The organism is Bosea sp. Tri-49 (assembly GCF_003952665.1).
Lineage (GTDB): Bacteria > Pseudomonadota > Alphaproteobacteria > Rhizobiales > Beijerinckiaceae > Allobosea.
This window is the reverse complement of the sequence record NZ_CP017946.1, coordinates 2,526,522-2,544,563: the sequence shown is the minus strand read 5'-3', so window position 1 is coordinate 2,544,563 and position 18,042 is coordinate 2,526,522. Positions and strand designations below refer to the sequence as shown.

Annotated in this window: 12 protein-coding genes; 7 read left to right on the top strand and 5 right to left on the bottom strand. The window is 67.0% G+C overall.

Annotated elements, in window-relative coordinates:
* Window positions 1-4 precede the first annotated feature (4 nt).
* Entirely contained in the window at window positions 5-466 is a 462-nt protein-coding gene (locus tag BLM15_RS12545; RefSeq protein ID WP_126113072.1) for a cytochrome c-type biogenesis protein, read from the top strand.
* A gap of 6 nt (window positions 467-472) precedes the next feature.
* Here BLM15_RS12545 and BLM15_RS12540 read toward each other — a convergent pair whose 3' ends face one another.
* The gene (locus tag BLM15_RS12540) at window positions 473-916 is read right to left on the bottom strand and encodes a hypothetical protein (protein WP_126113071.1); all 444 of its coding nucleotides are present in this window, start codon (window positions 914-916) and stop codon (window positions 473-475) included.
* Between the two features lie 266 nt (window positions 917-1,182).
* On the opposite strand from BLM15_RS12540, the gene BLM15_RS12535 reads away from it, so the two are divergent.
* The 4 genes from BLM15_RS12535 (at window position 1,183) to BLM15_RS12520 (ending at window position 7,775) form a co-directional block, all read left to right on the top strand.
* Complete coding sequence (locus BLM15_RS12535) at window positions 1,183-2,418, top strand: trypsin-like peptidase domain-containing protein (RefSeq protein ID WP_335904829.1); 1,236 nt, start codon at window positions 1,183-1,185, stop codon at window positions 2,416-2,418.
* Between the two features lie 189 nt (window positions 2,419-2,607).
* Window positions 2,608-3,291, top strand: a complete 684-nt coding sequence (locus tag BLM15_RS12530; RefSeq protein ID WP_126113070.1) for a response regulator transcription factor — start codon at window positions 2,608-2,610, stop codon at window positions 3,289-3,291.
* A complete protein-coding gene (locus tag BLM15_RS12525; protein ID WP_442859442.1) occupies window positions 3,275-4,792 on the top strand; it encodes a HAMP domain-containing sensor histidine kinase in 1,518 nt (505 codons plus the stop codon). The genes BLM15_RS12530 and BLM15_RS12525 overlap by 17 nt, the downstream gene beginning before the upstream one ends.
* Window positions 4,793-4,820: 28 nt before the next feature.
* Window positions 4,821-7,775 carry a bifunctional [glutamine synthetase] adenylyltransferase/[glutamine synthetase]-adenylyl-L-tyrosine phosphorylase gene (locus tag BLM15_RS12520; RefSeq protein WP_236846647.1) on the top strand — a complete coding sequence of 985 codons (2,955 nt, stop codon included), beginning with the start codon at window positions 4,821-4,823 and terminating at the stop codon, window positions 7,773-7,775.
* Between the two features lie 14 nt (window positions 7,776-7,789).
* Here the strand turns inward: BLM15_RS12520 and BLM15_RS12515 are convergent, their stop codons facing one another.
* The 4 genes from BLM15_RS12515 to BLM15_RS12500 all read right to left on the bottom strand — a co-directional run bounded on the left by BLM15_RS12515 (window position 7,790) and on the right by BLM15_RS12500 (window position 16,366).
* Window positions 7,790-9,514: a GGDEF domain-containing protein gene (locus tag BLM15_RS12515; protein ID WP_126113069.1), complete on the bottom strand. Its 1,725-nt coding sequence runs from the start codon at window positions 9,512-9,514 to the stop codon at window positions 7,790-7,792.
* Between the two features lie 166 nt (window positions 9,515-9,680).
* Window positions 9,681-11,981, bottom strand: a complete 2,301-nt coding sequence (locus tag BLM15_RS12510; RefSeq protein WP_126113068.1) for a PAS domain-containing sensor histidine kinase — start codon at window positions 11,979-11,981, stop codon at window positions 9,681-9,683.
* A gap of 230 nt (window positions 11,982-12,211) precedes the next feature.
* Complete coding sequence (gene pepN, locus BLM15_RS12505) at window positions 12,212-14,848, bottom strand: aminopeptidase N (protein ID WP_126113067.1); 2,637 nt, start codon at window positions 14,846-14,848, stop codon at window positions 12,212-12,214.
* Between the two features lie 60 nt (window positions 14,849-14,908).
* Entirely contained in the window at window positions 14,909-16,366 is a 1,458-nt protein-coding gene (locus tag BLM15_RS12500) for a cation diffusion facilitator family transporter (protein WP_126113066.1), read from the bottom strand.
* Window positions 16,367-16,445: 79 nt separating this feature from the next.
* Here BLM15_RS12500 and BLM15_RS12495 point away from each other — a divergent pair, with 79 nt between their 5' ends.
* Together BLM15_RS12495 and BLM15_RS12490 are read left to right on the top strand one after the other, a co-directional pair.
* Window positions 16,446-16,895, top strand: a complete 450-nt coding sequence (locus BLM15_RS12495) for a VOC family protein (RefSeq protein ID WP_126113065.1) — start codon at window positions 16,446-16,448, stop codon at window positions 16,893-16,895.
* Between the two features lie 104 nt (window positions 16,896-16,999).
* Entirely contained in the window at window positions 17,000-18,037 is a 1,038-nt protein-coding gene (locus tag BLM15_RS12490) for an aldose epimerase family protein (protein WP_126116150.1), read from the top strand.
* Window positions 18,038-18,042 lie beyond the last annotated feature (5 nt).

The window sequence follows — 18,042 nt, the reverse complement described above, 5'->3', positions numbered from 1 at the left end:
CCCGATGCGTGCCGTCCTGCTCCTCCTGGTCGGGCTATCGGCGTTCTCGGCTCCGGCTGCAGCCGTGCAGCCCGACGAGGTGCTGAAGAACCCGGCGCTGGAACAGCGCGCGCGGGGGATTTCCTCCGGCCTGCGCTGCCTGGTCTGCCAGAACCAGTCGATCGACGATTCCGATGCGCCCCTCGCCAAAGATCTGCGCATCCTGGTGCGCGAGCGGCTGACGGCCGGCGACAGCGACGGGGCGGTGATCGATTTCGTCGTCGCGCGCTATGGCGACTTCGTCCTGCTGCGCCCACCGATGAATGCGCGCACGATCGCGCTCTGGGCCGCGCCCTTCCTGATCGTGCTGTCCGGAGCCGTCTTCCTCTGGCGCAGGCGCAATCGGAGCGTTGCTCCGGCCAGCGCTGCACTCACTGCCGAAGAGCAGGCGAGGCTGGACGAACTGATGAAGCGCGGCGATTCCTGAGCAGGCTCAGACCGAGATACCGCACTGCCGGTGCATTTCGCCACTGATCGACGGCGTGAGATAGGCGCCCCACGTCATCCGGCCGGCACGTAGCGAGGACGGGCCAACGCTGGCCTGATTGGCGAAAACCCGCGCAAAGCAAGCAGCCGCGGGGCCGGAATAGCCTCGTTTCGCTGCGATCCTGAGGCCGGCCTGGTAAGCCCCGCCACGATATTGCGATGTGACCGGACCCGACTGCTGTCGCCTCTGCCTCAGGTCACCGAGCCGGTCGACGCCGCAGCGGCGCTGCAGCTCGGCGTTGTAGGCCTGTGTCGAGGCGGCGAGCCAGCCTCTCCGCCCGTCGGCTCTTTCGACGACCACAGCATACCTGGCGAAGACCCGCCCATAGCATTCGACATTATCATAGCCGCGGCGCTGTGCGAGACGTACCCCGGTTTCATAGGCGGACATGCTTTGCGCCAGGGCGCCTTCTTCGGCCAGCACTAATGCGGCGAGAGCGATACAACCAATCATATATTTCATTTTGGCCTGCTCTTATCGCGCGCATCGACAGTAGGGAGCATTGCGAGCGAGCCGGCGTCAAGCGGGTTCCCGCCCGGCGCCTCGCCAACCTTACGAAACTGTCATCATCGGGCGAAATCCGGGTAAGGCACTGCCCGTCATGGTCCACCTCACGAAGCAGGGAAGGCCCTGCCTCCCGCATCGAGGTGAGAACCATGACCACCCAAGAAAACAACACCCCCGACACCGCCACTCGCTCGCCCGCCACCACCCGCTCGATCCTGAAGCGCGGCGCGCTCGTCGCCGGCGCGGCGACGCTCAGCATCGGCCTGATGGCCGGTCTCGCCGACAACTTCCTGAACACTCACGGCGCCGCCAATGCGCAGCCGATCCAGCTCTCCGGCCTGCAGCAGACGCAGCTGCCGTCCTTCGCCGACGTGGTCGACCGGGTTAAGCCCGCCGTCGTCTCGGTCCGCGTCAAGGCCAAGGTCGTCGCCAGCGCCGGCGAGGAGAGCGGCCCGGCCGGTATCGAGGGCTTGCCCCCCGGCCATCCGCTCGAGCGCTTCTTCCGCCGCTTCGGCGAGGAGGGCTCGGGTCCGCGCGGACCGCAGCAGCAGCCGCGCGTCCAGCTCTCGCAGGGCTCGGGCTTCTTCGTCAGTCAGGACGGCTACGTCGTCACCAACAACCACGTCGTCGCCAACGCGGCAGAGGTCCAGCTCGTCACCGATAGCGGCAAGACGCTCTCGGCCAAGGTGATCGGCACCGATCCCCGCACCGATCTGGCGCTGCTCAAGGTCAACGAGTCCGGAAACTACCCCTTTGTCCAGCTCGCTGCGGGTAAGCCGCGCACCGGCGAATGGGTGCTGGCGGTCGGCAATCCGTTCGGCCTCGGCGGCACCGTGACCGCGGGCATCGTCTCGGCCCAGGGGCGCGACATCGGCTCCGGCCCCTATGATGACTTCCTGCAGATCGACGCGGCGGTGAATCGCGGCAATTCCGGCGGTCCGACCTTCAACCAGAAGGGCGAGGTCGTCGGCGTCAACACCGCGATCTACTCGCCCTCGGGCGGCAATGTCGGCATCGCCTTCGCGATTCCCGCCGCCACCGTCCAGAGCGTCGTCGAGCAGCTCAAGGAGCACGGCTCGGTCGCCCGCGGCTTCATCGGCGTGCAGATCCAGCCGGTCACGGCCGAGGTCGCCGACGCGATCGGCCTGAAGGATGCCAAGGGCGCGCTGATCGCCGAGGCGCAGGCCAACGGCCCAGCGGCCAAGGCCGGCCTGAAGCGCGGCGACACCATCCTCGCCGTCAACGGCGAAAGGATCACCGATGCCCGCGAACTCTCGCGCAAGATCGCAACCTTCGCGCCCGGCGCCAAGACGAGCCTGACCATCTGGCGCGACGGCAAGGAGCGCGAGATCGCCTTCGAGGTCGGTCGCCAGCCGGCGGCCTGACCCGGGCCTATCCAGATCGGGCATGCTCTTGCGCGTAGCGTTCAGTTCATCTGCAAGTGCATCGTCCGGGCGGATGGTTTCTCCCGGTTGTCACGTCGCCCCCTGCCGGGAATGCCAGCCGCCACGGCGGCAGGTCGGATCGTCACCTCCGGCCTGCCGCTTTTCATTTCCTTGGGTTAGGTTGCCGCCATGCGACTCCTGATCGTTGAAGACGATGCCGAGGCGGCAGCCTATCTGGTCAAGGCCTTTCGCGAGGCCGGCCATGTCGCCGACCATGCCCCTGACGGCCTCGAGGGCTACGCCATGGCCCAAGGCGGCGGCTACGACGTGCTCGTCGTCGACCGCATGCTGCCGCGCATGGACGGGCTCTCGGTAATCCGCTCGCTGCGCGAGCAGGGCGAGACGGTGCCGGCGCTGATCCTCTCCGCGCTCGCCCAAGTCGACGACCGGGTGAAGGGCCTGCGTGCCGGCGGCGACGATTACCTGCCCAAACCCTACGCCTTCTCCGAGCTACTCGCACGCGTCGAAGTGCTGTCGCGTCGCCGTGGCGCGCCGGCCTCCGAACCGACCACCTATCGCGTCGGCGATCTCCTGCTCGACCGGCTGGCACATCGCGTCACTCGCGGCGGCGAGGAAATCGTGCTGCAGCCGCGCGAGTTCCGGCTGCTCGAATATCTGATGAAGCATGCCGGACAGGTGGTGACCCGCACCATGCTGCTCGAGAACGTTTGGGATTATCACTTCGATCCGCAGACGAACGTCATCGACGTGCATGTCTCGCGGCTGCGCTCCAAGGTCGACAAGGGTTTCGAGCACCCGATGATCCATACCATCCGCGGCGCGGGATACATGGTCCGTGACTCAGCTCGCTGATCGCCGGGCCCCGGAAGCCGGAGCGTCGTCCGGTCGCCTGCGCTTCCTGCCGCACCTCGTCCGTACAACGGCCTTCAAGCTGACGGCGCTCTATCTCGTCGTCTTCGCGCTCTTTGCCGTCTTCGTGCTGGGCTATGTCGCCTGGAATGCCAAGAACCTGCTCGACGACCAGATCCGCTCGACCATTGACGCCGAGATCCAGGGCCTGGCCGAGCAGCAGCGTCTCGGCGGTATTAGGCGGCTCGTCCAGGTTATCGAGCGACGCTCGCGCGGACCGGGCGCCTCGCTCTATCTCGTCACTACCCCGCTGGGCGAACGTATCGCCGGTAATATCGAGGCGCTGCCGCCAGGCACGCTCGACCGCCAGGGCGAGAGCGAGATCGAGTACGCCCGCTCCTCCGAAGCGCTCGACCAGACCAACCATGCCATCGTCCGCGTCTTCATGCTGCCTGCGGGCTTTCGCCTGCTGGTCGGCCGCGATGTCGAGGAGCGCGAGCGCCTGCGCGTCGTGATCAAGCGAGCTGCTGCCTGGTCGTTCCTGCTCGTCGTCGTGCTCGGCTGCTTCGCCGGCTGGTTCGTGGCGCGGCGCGTGCTGAAGCGCATCGACGGCATGAACGACACGGCCCGCTCGATCATGGCCGGCGACCTCAAGGGCCGGCTCGCCATTGCCGGCACCGGCGACGAGCTCGACCGGCTGGCCGAGAATCTGAATGCCATGCTCGACCGTATCGGCGAGCTGATGAGCGGCATGCAGCAGGTCTCGGACAACATCGCCCACGACCTCAAGACGCCGTTGACCCGCCTGCGCAACCGTGCCGAGGAGGCCTTGCGCACGGCGCAGTCGCCCGAGCAACTGCGCGCGGCGCTCGACGGCGCGATCGAGGAGGCGGATGGGCTCATCCGCGTGTTCAACGCACTCCTGATGATCGCGCGGCTCGAGACACGGCAGATCAGCGATAGCATGGCGCCGCTCGACCTCGCCGAGATCGTCGATGGGCTCTCCGAACTCTACGAACCACTCGCCGAGGAGGCGGGGCTCACTCTGTCCGCCTCGGTCGAGCCCGCCCTGTCGCTCACCGGCAATCGCGAGCTGATCGGCCAGGCGCTGGCCAATCTGATCGACAACGCGCTGAAATACGGCAAGCCGGAAGGCGATGCCCCGCCGACCGTGGCGGTCACCGCAAAGCGTATCGGCGAAACGATCGAGCTCGGTGTCGCCGATCATGGTGCCGGTATCCCCGAGGCCGATCGCGGCCGCGTCCTGGAGCGCTTCGTCCGGCTCGACCAAAGCCGTACGAAGCCGGGTTTCGGACTCGGGCTCGCGCTCGCTTCGGCGGTCGCGCATTTGCACGGCGGTGCGATCCGCCTGTCGGACAATGCGCCGGGGCTCGATGTCGTGATGTTGCTGCCGGTTGCGCCGCCTTCTGTGGACAGGCCTGCTGCGGAGGTGACTGCGGGCTCGACATCGCAGCCGAACGGGGCAGGGTTTCAGTCGGCCTGATCGAAGGCTGGTCGCTGCGGAGGTCAGGGTGGGCGAGCCGTTATGTGAACGCCTGAAGACGGCCCCGATCCTGCCGGCGCGCGGCAAGGTCGAGGCGCTCTGGCGCGAGGATCTGATCGAGCGCCTGTTCGATACCGAAGCCGGCGAACAGCTCGCCGCCCATCTTGCGGGCAATGAGGCATCGGCTGCGCTGGTCGCGGGCATCCTCGCCCATTCGCCCTTCCTGACCCAGATCATGCGGCGTGATCCGGAGGGGTTGCTCGCCTCGCTGACCACTGATCCCGGCGAGCGCCGCGATGCGCTGCTCGCCGGCATTGCCGCCTTCGCCACGCCGGAGACCGCGACCGCCGATCTGATGCGCGAACTGCGCCGTTTCCGGCAGGCGATGGCGCTCCTGCTGGCGCTCGCCGATATCGGCGGCGTCTGGCCGGTGGAGACGGTCACCGCGGCACTCAGTGCCACCGCCGACATGGCGGTTAAGCTCGCCAGCGAGCATGCGCTGCATCAGGCCGCCGGCCTCGGCCGGATCGAGCTCCCCGACCCGGCTGAACCTGGGAAGGGCTCGGGCCTCGTCGTGCTTGCGCTCGGCAAGCATGGTGCCGGCGAGCTGAACTACTCCTCCGACATCGACATCGTCGTCTTCTTCGATCCGGAGATGGCCGAGGCAGCCGGCGTCGGCGAGCCCACGAGCTTCTTCGTCAAGCTCACCCAGCAGATCGCCCGCATCATCCAGGAACGCACGCCGGACGGCTATGTCTTTCGCGTCGACCTGCGCCTGCGGCCCGATCCGGGCTCGACCCATGTCGCGGTCGCCTTGCCGACGGCCTATGCCTATTACGAGACCGTCGGCCAGAACTGGGAACGCGCCGCGATGATCAAGGCGCGGCCCGTCGCCGGCGATCTCGATCTCGGCCGCCGCTTCATCGCCGATCTCGCCCCCTTCATCTGGCGCAAATATTTCGACTTCGCCGCCATCGCCGACATCCATGCGATGAAGCGCCAGATCCAGTCGGTGAAGGGCTTCGAAACGCTCAGCCTGTCCGGCCACAACGTCAAGCTCGGCCGCGGCGGCATTCGCGAGATCGAGTTCTTCGTCCAGACCCAGCAGCTCGTCTTCGGCGGAAGGCGCCCGGCGCTGCGCGGTCCGCGCACGCTCGACATGCTGGGCGAGCTCACCAGGGAGAACTGGATCAGCCCGCAAGCGCGCGACGAGCTGACGGAATCCTATTGCTGGCTGCGCACCATCGAGCACCGGCTGCAGATGCGCCATGACGAGCAGACGCAGACCCTGCCGACGGACGCCGCCGATCTCGACGCCTTCGCCCGCTTCTGCGGCTATCCCGCGGCCAAGGCCTTCGGCAAGGATCTGGAGGCGCATGCAAGACGCGTCGAGGGTCACTATGCCTTGTTGTTCGAAGATGCTCCAAGCCTCGCCAGCGAGGCCGGCTCGCTCTCCTTCACCGGCACACAGGACGATCCCGAGACCCTGGCGACGCTGGGCAAGCTCGGCTTCCGCCAGCCGGCGGTTGCGGCCGAGACAGTGCGCGGCTGGCATTTCGGCCGCCGCGCCGCCGTCACCAGCGCCCGTGCTCGCGAGGTTTTGACCGAGCTGACGCCGGCGCTCCTCGTCGCGCTCGGCCGCACCACCGATCCGGACGGCGCGCTCGCCCATCTCGACAATGCCTTCGTGCGCATGCCGGCCGCGGTCGAACTGCTGACCCTGCTGCGCTCGCACGAGGCCCTGCTGCAGCTCTTCGCCGAGATCCTCGGCAGCGCGCCGCGTCTCGCCAAGGTCGCGGCGCTCTATCCGCATGTGCTCGATGCGGTGATCGACCCGGCCTTCAGCGCCCCGCGGCATGATGCCGAGCGGGTGGCGCAGCGCGTGCGCGCCATGGTCGGCACGCCGCCGCCCAGCGTCGAGGACGGGCTCGACCGCATGCGCGACGCCGCGCGGCAGGAGAACTTCCTGGTCGGCGCCCGGCTGCTCTCCGGTGTGGTTAATGCCGAACAGGCGGCGCAAGGCTATGCCGCGGTCGCCGAGGCCTGTATCCGCACCGCTTTCGACGATACCCGCGCCGCCTTCGCCGCCGACCATGGCCTTGTTGCGGGCGCTGAGGCCGTGGTGCTCGGCATGGGGCGGCTCGGCGCCGGTGAACTCACGCCCTCATCCGATCTCGACGTCATGCTGCTTTATGGGCGGCCGGAGGACGCCGAGGCCAGCGATGGCGGGCGTCCGCTCGATCCCGTCACCTGGCATGTCCGTTTCACCCAGCGTCTCGTCGCGGCGCTGACCGTGCCGACCCGGCGCGGCACGCTCTATCAGGTCGATATGCGGCTGCGCCCCTCCGGCAACAAGAGCCCGGCAGCGACGCAGTTCGAAGGCTTCAGGGCCTATCATCAGGGTGAAGCCGAGATTTGGGAGGAGATGGCGCTGACCCGCGCTCGCGTCGTTGCCGGTGATGCTGATCTCAAGGCGAAGGTCGAGGCCGCGATCCGGGAGATCCTGCTACGCAAGCGCGATCCGGCCAAGGTCGCCGCGGCCGTCGCTGAGATGCGGGCGCTGATCGCCAAGGAGAAGGGCGAGAGCGATCCCTGGGATCTCAAGCTCGCTGCCGGCGGGCTGACCGATCTCGATTTCCTGGCGCAGTTCCTGGTGCTCGCCCATGGCCACGACTACCCGCAACTTCTCGCCCGCACCACGGCAGGTGTCTTCATTGCGGCGCGCGACAACGGTGTCATCGCAGCCGAGGATGCGGAACGGCTGGCGGGCGCGGCTCGCTTCATCGGTGACGTCCAGCTCTGGCAACGCTTCGCGGTGGAGGAAAACTTCGATCCCAAGGCCGTGCCGGATCGCGTCCTGCGCCGGATCGCGACGGCGGTCGGCCTGCCGGATGCCAAGATGTTGAAGGCCGAGCTCGACGAGACACGCGGTGCTGTGCGCGCGATCTTCAAGCGCCTGCTGGGCGGTGCGCGCGCGGCCTGATTGCCGCTCCGGCGTTATTCCGCTGCGTTCAGCTTGGTCTGCGGCTCGACCGGCTCCGGCCGCGAGCCTTTGGATTTCTGGACAGGCGCCCGCACGACCCGGTTCCGGCCCTCCTGCTTCGCGCGATAGAGCGCGGCGTCGGAATTGGTGAGCAGCTCGCGCGTGGAATTAGAGGTGACGGGCGCGCAGGCGACGCCGAGGGAGGCAGAGATCTGGGCGCCATTCGGCTCCGACAGGGCTTCGACGCTGACCCTGATGCCCTCGGCCTTCGCCGCTGCCATCTCCAGCCCGCAATTTGGCAGCACCACGATCAGTTCTTCACCGCCATAGCGGCAGGCGATATCGGTCTCTCGCAGCTGGTTGGTGATAGCGGCGGCCGTATCGCGCAGCACGGCATCGCCCTTGGCATGACCGTGCTGGTCGTTGAGGCGCTTGAAGTGATCGAGATCGATCATAATCACCGAGACCTCGGTCTTCTCGCGCTCTGCCAGGCGGACGACGCGCTCGAGCGCATCTTCCATATAGCGGCGATTGTAGAGGCCGGTCAGCGGGTCACGCAGGGCCTGGCTGCGCAGCTTGTCGCGCAAGGCGATGTTCGACAGCGCGAGCGACATCGCGTCGGCGAGCGCTGCGCCGATGCTTGCCACGTCCTTGAGGCGCTCCTCGGCCCGGTCGCCGTCGCAATAGATCTGCAGAAGGCCGAGAATCTCGCCGCGGGCGATCATCGGGATCTCCAGGGCGTAGTCGCTGACGTTGCAGTGCTCGCAGCGGAGCTTGTGCGAGTTGGGGTGGTTGATGTGCGGTTTGCCGCGCTTCAACGCCCAGCATTGCTGCAGTCCGATCGCATCCGGCAAGGCTTCGCGGTCCGGGCGTCCCCAGGTGGTCGACAGCGTGAGACGGTCGCGCGAGTTGCTGAAGACATAGAGTGCGCCGCCGAGGTCGGGGACGAGATCGGCCGCGGCCGCGCGCAGCACTGCATTGGCATCGCCAAGGTCCAGAGCGCTCTGCAGCATCTCGGTCATCTCGAACAGGCGCGAGACCTGCTCGCGCGATGCGTTCGCACTGCCGACCGCCAGGTCGCGCGCCCTGGCGTCACGCGCACTGCTGCGCGAAGCGCCGAGGAAGGCGAGGATGCAGAAGGCGCCCGTCATGATCTGCAGGCCCAGCACGATGCTCGTCGCGCCGGCGATCCTGCGATTGAGCGATGCCTCTATCGCTTCTTTCCTGGTCAGGTCGGCCAGGATCGCGGCGGTGAGGATCGCCGTGTTGGGTTGGACCTCGCGGGCCACATAAAGCGATTGCGCGATCTCGGACTGCTTTGCGACGACCGCCGAGACCGTGTCGGCCCAGCCGGCCTTGAGTGCCGTCAGGATAGTGCTCGTCGGAACCTCTTCCGTCCTGCGCAAGGCGGTCCTGGGGAAATTGTCTTCAGGGAATGTGTTCAGCCAGTTGAGCGCCCTGGCGTAGTTGAGCAGCTTGGGCTCGCTGTCGTGTCGGATCATCAGATCGGCGACGGCGGCACCGGTTTCCATCACCGCCTGGCGTGCGACGCGCAAGGTCCTGGTACTCTTGCGCACCTCTTCCACCAATGTCTGCTGGTGGCTGATGTAAACGAAGCCAGACATGACCAGCGCGATCATCACGGCGAGGAAGGCGATCGTCGCAATCGACGAGCGCCTCAGCGCGCCGTCCGCCTTTCGCCCGGCCCGCGGGCCGTCGGATGCGAGATGGGCTTGCATTGCTCTAACCCCGGGACACGCACCGGCTGGTGGGTCGGCGCGACTGCTCGGGGCAGGCTTGCCCCCGCTGGGTTGAGGCTTCGTCAAGTTGCTGGGTTAAGCGGCGCTTAAGAATACCGTGAGGTTTCGCGGCATCGAGCGGTCACCACTATCCCGTGGAATGGGCTTAGGCCGCTGCCGCGATCGCCTCGTCGGTCTTGTGCCGCAGCGGCAGATGGACCATCACGATCGTGCCCGAGCCCATGATCGAGCGGATCCGGAGCGAGCCGCCATGCAGCTCCGCGAGCGAGCGGGCGATGGCGAGGCCGAGGCCGGAGCCGCCATGACTGCGCGCCAGCTCGCCCTCGACCTGCTCGAACGGGCGGCCGATGCGGCCGAGTTTTTCGCGCGGAATGCCGATGCCGGAATCCTCGACATAGAGGTTGAGTGCGTCGGGCGCCGGCTTGACGCGCACCGCGATCTGGCCGCCCTCGGGCGTGAACTTGATGGCGTTGTCGACGAGGTTGCCGACGATCTGGAAGAGAGCGTGCGAGTCCGCCTCGAGGCGCAGATCGCTGCCGATATCGCTGGTGAGGGAGAGCCGCTTGTGCGCGATCGCCTCGCGATGACAGTTGATGGCTTCGCCGACCACGAGGTCGAGCGCGACGTCCGTCTTCTCGAGCTCGATCTTGCCGGCCTCGATACGGGCCATGTTGAGGATGTCGTTGATCACTGCGAGCAGGTATCCGCCGCTGGAGCGGATATCGCGGACATATTCGACATAACGCTCGGAGCCGAGGGGGCCGAACAATCCGTCATCCATGATCTCGGAGAAGCCGAGGATGGCGTTGAGCGGTGTGCGCAGCTCATGGCTCATATTGGCGAGGAATTCCGATTTGGCGCGGTTGGCGGTTTCGGCCGAGGCCTTCTGCTCGAGATAGAGTTCGGCGAGCTCGGCGAGCTGTTGGGCTTGCGCCTCCAGTTTCTGCCGCGACGACTTGAGATCGGTGACGGTCTTGAGCAGTTCGTGCTCGGAGCGGGTCAGGCGCTCCTCCTGCTGCTTCAGCATGGTGATGTCGGTGCCGACCGAGACCGAGCCGCCATCCTTGGTGCGGCGGCCGTTGATCTGCAGCCAGCGCCCGTCCGAGAGTTTCGCCTCATATGAATGGCTGCCCGAGCCGGGGCGCGAGCTGCGGACCGGCTCGCGGTCGATGCTCGGCTGGGCGCTATGGCTCATGATCTGCTCATAGCTCGTGCCGGTGCGCATCAGTTCCGGCGACAGCATGTGCAACTGCTGGTACTTGGCATTGCAGAGCACGAGTTTCTGCTCGGCATCCCAGAGCACGAAGGCCTCCGAGATCGCCTCGACCGCGTCGCGCAGCCGGGCGTCGGACGTGGCGGTGCGGGCCGCCATGCGGCGCTGCTCCGAGATGTCGACGACGATGCCGACGAGGTGTTGCGCATGGGTCCGCCGATCGGTGACCAGCTCGGCCCGGGCCTTGAGCCAGACCCATTCGCCGGAGGCGTTGCGGACGCGGAACTCCTGGTCGAGATGGTTGGTCTCGCCACGGCTGACCGCATCGGCCAGGCCGTAAAGGTCGGCGTCTTCGGGGTGGATGAAGGCGTTGACCTCGCCGAAGGACATGTATTCGCCGGAGCGGTTATAGCCGAGCATCGCATACATCGAATCCGACCAGTACATCCGGCCCCTGGCCAGGTCCCAGTCCCACAGGCCGCAATGGCCACGGCTGAGCGCGGTGTCGATGCGGTCTCGCACGCAGTCGCAATCCTCGTCGGCGGCGCGGGCGCGCCGGGATTGGAGGACGAACGCGGCGGTGATGCCGGCGAGCACGATCGCCGCCGAGCCGAACAGGACCAGGATCGAGCGTCGGCGCTCGTCCCAGGTCGAAAGAGCACGCTTGACCGGATGGAGCACGGCGACCTGGCCGAGCGGCGCGGAGAGATTCCGGACGGTAGCGAGGACCTCGATCCCGCCGGGCAGCGTGATCGGCATCACGCCGGCTCGATCGGCGAAGACGGTCAGCGCCTGCCCGGGACCAAGCAGGTCGACGAGGTTACGCTCGCTTACGCCGACCGTCGGCTCTCCGGCGACAACCCGACCGCTCGGGTCGCTGACATAGACGATGCGGCCGCGGCCGGCGATATGCCTCGTGGTCAGCGTCGTGAGTGCGCTCTCGGGGCGTTTGTCTTCCTTCGAGGCTAGATCGATCTCGCGCACAAGCAATGTCGCGAGCGCATCGAGATCCATTGCTGCATCGTCGAGCGCATCATCACGCAGCGCGCTGGTCTGGACGTAGGCTCCGATCGCCAGCAGCAGGACGAAGCCGGCGACCAGCGCCGGAATGACTTTCCGGAAGGTCGGCTCCAGCTTCTCGAAGCGTTGATAGAGCGGATTGGTCAGGGAGCGTGCTACGCCCAGCACCGAATTTGCGCGCACGTGTGCGCAAGCCGCGTCTGCACGCGTCATGCCCGTTCCCCCTTCGGAAGCGATGTACCGTCAGTAAGATCGGGAGACGTGCCGCATCCCCGAATCACTGTCAGTTGAATCCGCAGGACTCGCTTTGTCTAGCGGAAACTTCGTTCTTTGCGCGACTTTGCAAGCAAGAGTTGTAGTGTCGAATCGGTTGAATCTTGCACGCGCAGGACTTCGTTAACCTTTGAGGCAAAGCGGCCTTAACGCCCCTGTCACTAGCCCTTTCAGGCCAGCGAGCGGGTAGCGATATCTGCGACGTCGCGCGACAGGTTCGGGGTGGTCTGGACCATCCGCAAAGCCGCCTCCGCCTTGGCCCGGCGCTTCGGCTCCAGCATGCGCCAGCTCTTGAACGAACCGAGTAGGCGCGAGGCGACCTGCGGGTTCGTCCTGTCGAGCGCAATGACGATGTCGGCGATGAAGCCGTAGCCTTCGCCGTCGGCCCGATTGAACTGGGTGAGGTTCGCCGCGAAGCCGCCGATCAGGCCCCGGACCCGGTTGGGATTGCCGAGCGAGAAGGCGGGGTGGTTCATCAACCCCTTGACCCGGGTGAGCGTGCCGTCCTCCGCGATCAGTGCCTGCGCCATCAGCCATTTGTCGAGCACGAGCGGCTCGCGGGCGTAGAGCTCGCCGAAGCGCGTGATCAAATCTTCCCGCTCGGCGCCCGGGATCAGCGTCATCGCCGCCAGCGCCGCGAGCCGATCGGTCAGGTTGTCGGCCTCGGCGAACTGGGCCAGCGCCAGCCGTGCGCCCTCAGCGGGTGAGCCCAGCGCGATCAGGCCGAGCGCTTCGTTGCGTAGCGCGCGCCGCCCGGCAGGCGCGGCGGCCGGCGAATAGGGGCCTCGTTCGGTGAGGCTGACACGTAGGTCTGTGAGCTGTTTGGCGAGCGCGCCGCCGATCGCAGCCGAGAGCCGGCGGTGGGCGCCTTGCACGATATCAGGATCGACATCGCGCCCGATCTCGCGGGCGATGTCGGCCGGGGCCGGCAGGCGCAAGACCTGCGCGGCGAAGGCCGGATCCAGTGCGGGTCCGGCGAGGAAACCGGAGAGTGCCTTGGCCAGCGCTGACGCAGTCGCATCCAGCGTGGACATATCGCCCTTGCCGGCACGGATCAGCGTCCGTGTCGCCACGGTCTGCAGCGCCTGCCAGCGGTTGAAGGAATCGCTGTCGGCGGTGAACAGCGTCAGGAGCTCGCTGTCGCCTAGGTCGAGTTCGAGCCGGACCGGCGCCGAGAAGCCGCGCAGCAACGACGGCGTCGGCGCTTCCTGCACATCGGTGAAGGTCAGGGACAGCGAAGGCTGGTCGAGCACGACCACGCCGCCGGCCTTCAGTGCCGGCGAGATGCTGGTGAGTGGCAGATCGCCGCCCTTGCCGACCAGGCCGAGCGCGACAGGGATGACGACAGGCTGCTTGTCGGATTGGCCGGGCGTCGCCGGCGTCGATTGCGCGAGCTGCAGGGTGTAGCTCCTCGCCTGCGCGTCGTATTTGCCGGAGGCGACCACCGTCGGCGTGCCGGCCTGCTCGTACCATCTGGCAAAATGGGCGAGATCCTGACCGGAAGACTCGACGAAGCAGTCGAGGAACTCTTCGATGGTCGCAGCCGTGCCGTCGCAGCGCTCGAAATAGAGGTCCATGCCGCGCGTGAAGGCGTCTTCGCCGATCAGGACCTTGAGCATGCGGATCACCTCCGCGCCCTTCTCGTAGACCGTCGGCGTGTAGAAGTTGTTGATCTCCTTGTAGGCGCGCGGCCTGACCGGATGGGCGAGCGGGCCGGCATCCTCGGAGAACTGCGTCGAACGCAGGGTGCGGACATCGGCGATGCGTTTCACCGGGCGCGAGCGCTCATCGGAGGAGAACTCCTGGTCGCGGAAGACGGTGAGGCCTTCCTTCAGGCAGAGCTGGAACCAGTCGCGGCAGGTGATGCGGTTGCCCGTCCAGTTGTGGAAGTACTCATGCGCGATGATCGCCTCGATCGAGGCGTAGTCGCCGTCGCTGGCCGTCAGCGGGTCGGCCAGCACATATTTGTCGTTGAAGATGTTGAGGCCCTTGTTCTCCATCGCCCCCATGTTGAAGTCGGACACGGCGACGACGTTGAACACGTCGAGATCGTAGTTGCGGCCGAAGACACGCTCGTCCCAGCGCATGCAGCGCACCAGCGAATCCAGCGCCCAGCCGGCACGGCCGGCCTTGCCCGGCTCGACATAGACGGCGAGCTCGACCTTGCGGCCATCGGCGGTGACGTAGTCCTGTCGGACATGATCGAGCTTCCCGCCGACCAGCGCGAAGAGATAGGCCGGCTTCGGATGCGGGTCGTGCCAGACGGCGAAATGCCGCTCGCCGCCGGGCAATTCGGCAGCCGCGACGAGGTTGCCGTTGGAGAGCAAGACCGGAGCCTGCGCCTTCTCCGCCTCGAGCCTGGCCGTATAAACGCTCATCACGTCCGGCCGGTCGAGGAAATAGGTGATGCGGCGGAAGCCGTCGGCCTCGCATTGCGTGCAGTAGACGCCGCTGGAGCGGTAAAGTCCCATCAGCTTGGTGTTGGCGCCGGGGTCGAGCGTGGTCTCGATCCTGAGCGAGAACGCCCGCGCCGGCGGTGCCTGGATCGTCAGGCCCTGCGGCGAGAGGGAGTACAGGGCCGGATCGAGCGGGACTTCGTCGAGCAGGATGGAATCCGGCGTCAACTCGTTACCGTCGAGAACGAGCGGAGCGCCGGCATGGCCGGCCGGGTTCGGCCGCAGCTGCAGCAGCGTGCGCACCCTGGTCCGTGTCGGATCGAGGACGATGTCGAGATCGACCGTGTCGATCAGCCAGTCGGGGGGGCGATAATCCTCGAGGCGGATCAGTGGGGCGTCTTCGGCGCGCATGGCAGGCTCGCTTCCTTCAGTCGCTCTTATCTATGGGGCCGGAGATGATGGCGAAAGTCGTCAGGGCAGGGCGTAGGGCTTGTCGGTCGTGATCGCCGGCTCGGCATGGCTGACCAGGCGGCAAACATCCGGCCGGGCTTCGCGAACCTTTCGCTCGATCTTGTCGACGGCGCGATGCACGGCGGCGACATCGAGTGCCGCATCGGCGCGGCAGTGGTAATTGACCACCAGGCCGTTGCGGGTCTCGCGCACGCGAACGCTGTGGATGTCGCGGATCGGGCCGCCGACTTCGGCCGCCTCCTGCGCGATCGCCTTGCCGATCGCCTCGACGACTTCCCAGGACGCATTGTGGCCGGAAGGCTGGCCGGTCTCCATCGGCTCGATATGGGTGTCGACCTCGGTCTCGCCGCCGAACTCGGCGCGGATCGCGTTCTCCAGCCGCGTGGCGATCTCGTGCGCTTCGCCGAGCGGCAGCACCGCGTCCACCTCCATGTCGAGCGAGACGGCGAGCCGCTCGCCGATCGTGTGGACGCTGACATGGTGCACCGGCACCTTCATCTTCAGCGCGATCAGCAGCACCCGCTCCAGCGCGGTCTCGTCGTCGACCTGCACGGGGTTGGCGGTGACGGTCAGCGCCGAATCCGGCTCGACGACGGCCAGCGCCCGCAAGAGGTCGTCCTTGATCGCGCTGACGCGGTCGAGCGGCAGGGTCCGCGAAACCTGGATGCCGATCTCGCCCTGCACGACACCACCCGCAGGCCGCAGCCGCAGCCATTCGACATTGACGACGCCAGGCACGCCCTGAGCCGCCTCGCGCAGGCGCTCGGCGACGCCCTTCGGTGCGGCATCGATCAGCGTGTCGACGGTACGCCGCCCGAGCTTGACGGCGGTGGCGATCATGAAGACGGCAAGAGCGAGCGCCGTCGCGCTGTCGGCCATCGGCACGCCCATCCGCGTCAGGATCAGGCCGAGCAGGACCAGCGCTGTACCGACGAAGTCGGTGGCGAAATGCAGCGCTTCGGCCGAGAGCGCCTCGCTGCGGGTCTCCTTGGCGACCATGGTCAGCGTGCGCCAGCGGGTCGCGTCGACCATCAGCGAGAACAAGAGCACGCCGATGACCAGCGGCGTCACCGCGACACTGGGTTCGCTGCCGCTCCACAGGCGATTGGCGGCCTCCCATAGGATCGCGCCGGAGAGCCCGAACAGGATCGCGGTCTCGAGCAGAGCCGCCAGCGCCTCGAACTTGCCGTGGCCGTAATGGTGCTCGTCATCGGCCGGCTTGTCGGCAGCGCGCACCGCGAACCAGGTGAACATCGTCGAACCGATGTCGATCAGCCCCTGCAGGGCGTCGGTCATCAGCGCGAGCGAGCCGGAGAGGATCGCCGCGCCGAACTTGGCGAGCGTCAGCACGACGCTGGCGATCACCGACAGCATCGCCGCCTTCTGCTTGACCCGCGCCACCTCGGCGGGCGACACCGTGCCCGTCGGGTTCGGCGTGCGATCCTGCGTTCCGCTCATGACAGCTCCGCGCCAACCCTCTTGGATTGGCGCGGGTTTGGCCCGATCCATCAGCCAGATCAACCCCGGGAGACGAATAGTGCGTTATCTCCACACCATGGTTCGCGTCACCGATCTCGATGCGGCGCTCGATTTCTACGTGAACAAGTTCGGCCTGGTCGAAACTCGCCGGATCGAGAATGAGAAGGGCCGTTTCACCCTCGTCTTCCTCGCCGCGCCGGATGATGCCGCCACGGTCAAGGAGCAGGGCAGCCGCGGCCGCCCGACGCTGGAGCTGACCTATAACTGGGATCCGGAGGTCTACACGGGCGGGCGCAATTTCGGCCATCTCGCCTATGAGGTCGACGACATCTATGCGACCTGCGACAAGCTGATGAAGGCCGGCATCACCATCAACCGGCCGCCGCGCGACGGCAACATGGCTTTCGTCCGCTCGCCCGACAACATCTCGATCGAGATCCTGCAGAAGGGCGAGCCGAAGGCGCCGGCTGAGCCGTGGCTGAGCATGCCGAATACCGGGGCTTGGTGAAGGCGTAGCAGCAGGGCTTGCGCATACAGCGCACCTGCGACTAGCGAGGGAGCCGCGACCGCTCGGGTGAAGGGCGGCGCGGCGGGAGGCTGGCCTTGACCAAGATGCTGTTCGGCACGCTCGATGACGGCACGCCGATCCACGAGGCCGTGCTGCGCTCGGCCTCCGGAGCAGAAGCGCGGGTGATGGAATGGGGCGCGGTGCTGCGCGATCTCGTGGTGCCGCTGCCCAATGGCGGGCGCCAGCGCGTCGTGCTCGGTTTTCCCGACTTAGCCGACTATCCCAAACACTCTCCACATATGGGCGCGATCGCCGGCCGCTTCGCCAATCGCATCGGCGGCGGCCGCTTCGTGGTCGATGGCACCGAATACCAGGCCCCGCTCAACGAACATGGCCGGAACTCGCTGCATGGTGGCGGGCAGGGTTTCGGCAAGCGGCCCTGGACTTTGGTGCATCACGACGAGGCGAGCGCGACCTTGGCGCTGGTCTCAGCCCATGGCGATGCCGGCTATCCCGGCACGCTCGACGTCTTCTGTCGCTACAGCCTCGTAGGCGCCACGACCCTGCGGATCGAGCTCAGCGCCACGACCGACGCGCCGACGATCGTCAATCTGGCGCATCATTCCTATTTCCGCCTCGATGACGGCCCTGACATCCTCGACCACGAGTTCGAGGTCCGCGCCAATCTGATCACGCCGGTTGATGCCGACCTGATCCCGGACGGCTCGGTCGCCCCGGTGACCGGAACGCCCTTCGATTTCCGCAAAGCCCGGCCGATCCGCTTCACGAACCCGGACGGCTCGCGCTTCTGGTACGATCACAATTACCTGCTCCGGCGCGATCGTCGTGAGCCCGCCGCTGCGACCGGTCTCGAACTCGCCCATGCCGCGACCTTGCGTTCGCGCCGCTCGGGCCTTGCCATGGAGGTCTGGACGACCGAGCCGGCGCTGCAGGTCTATGACGGCTTTAAGCTGGATACGCCCGTCTCCGGGCTCGACGGCGTGCCCTATGGCGCCTGCGCCGGCATAGCGCTCGAGCCGCAGCACGTGCCGGACTCGCCCAATCTCCCGCATTTCCCCGCGACGGTGCTGCGCCCCGGCGAAGTCTATCGCCAGATCAGCGAATTCAGGTTCGGAGCCTAAGCGGC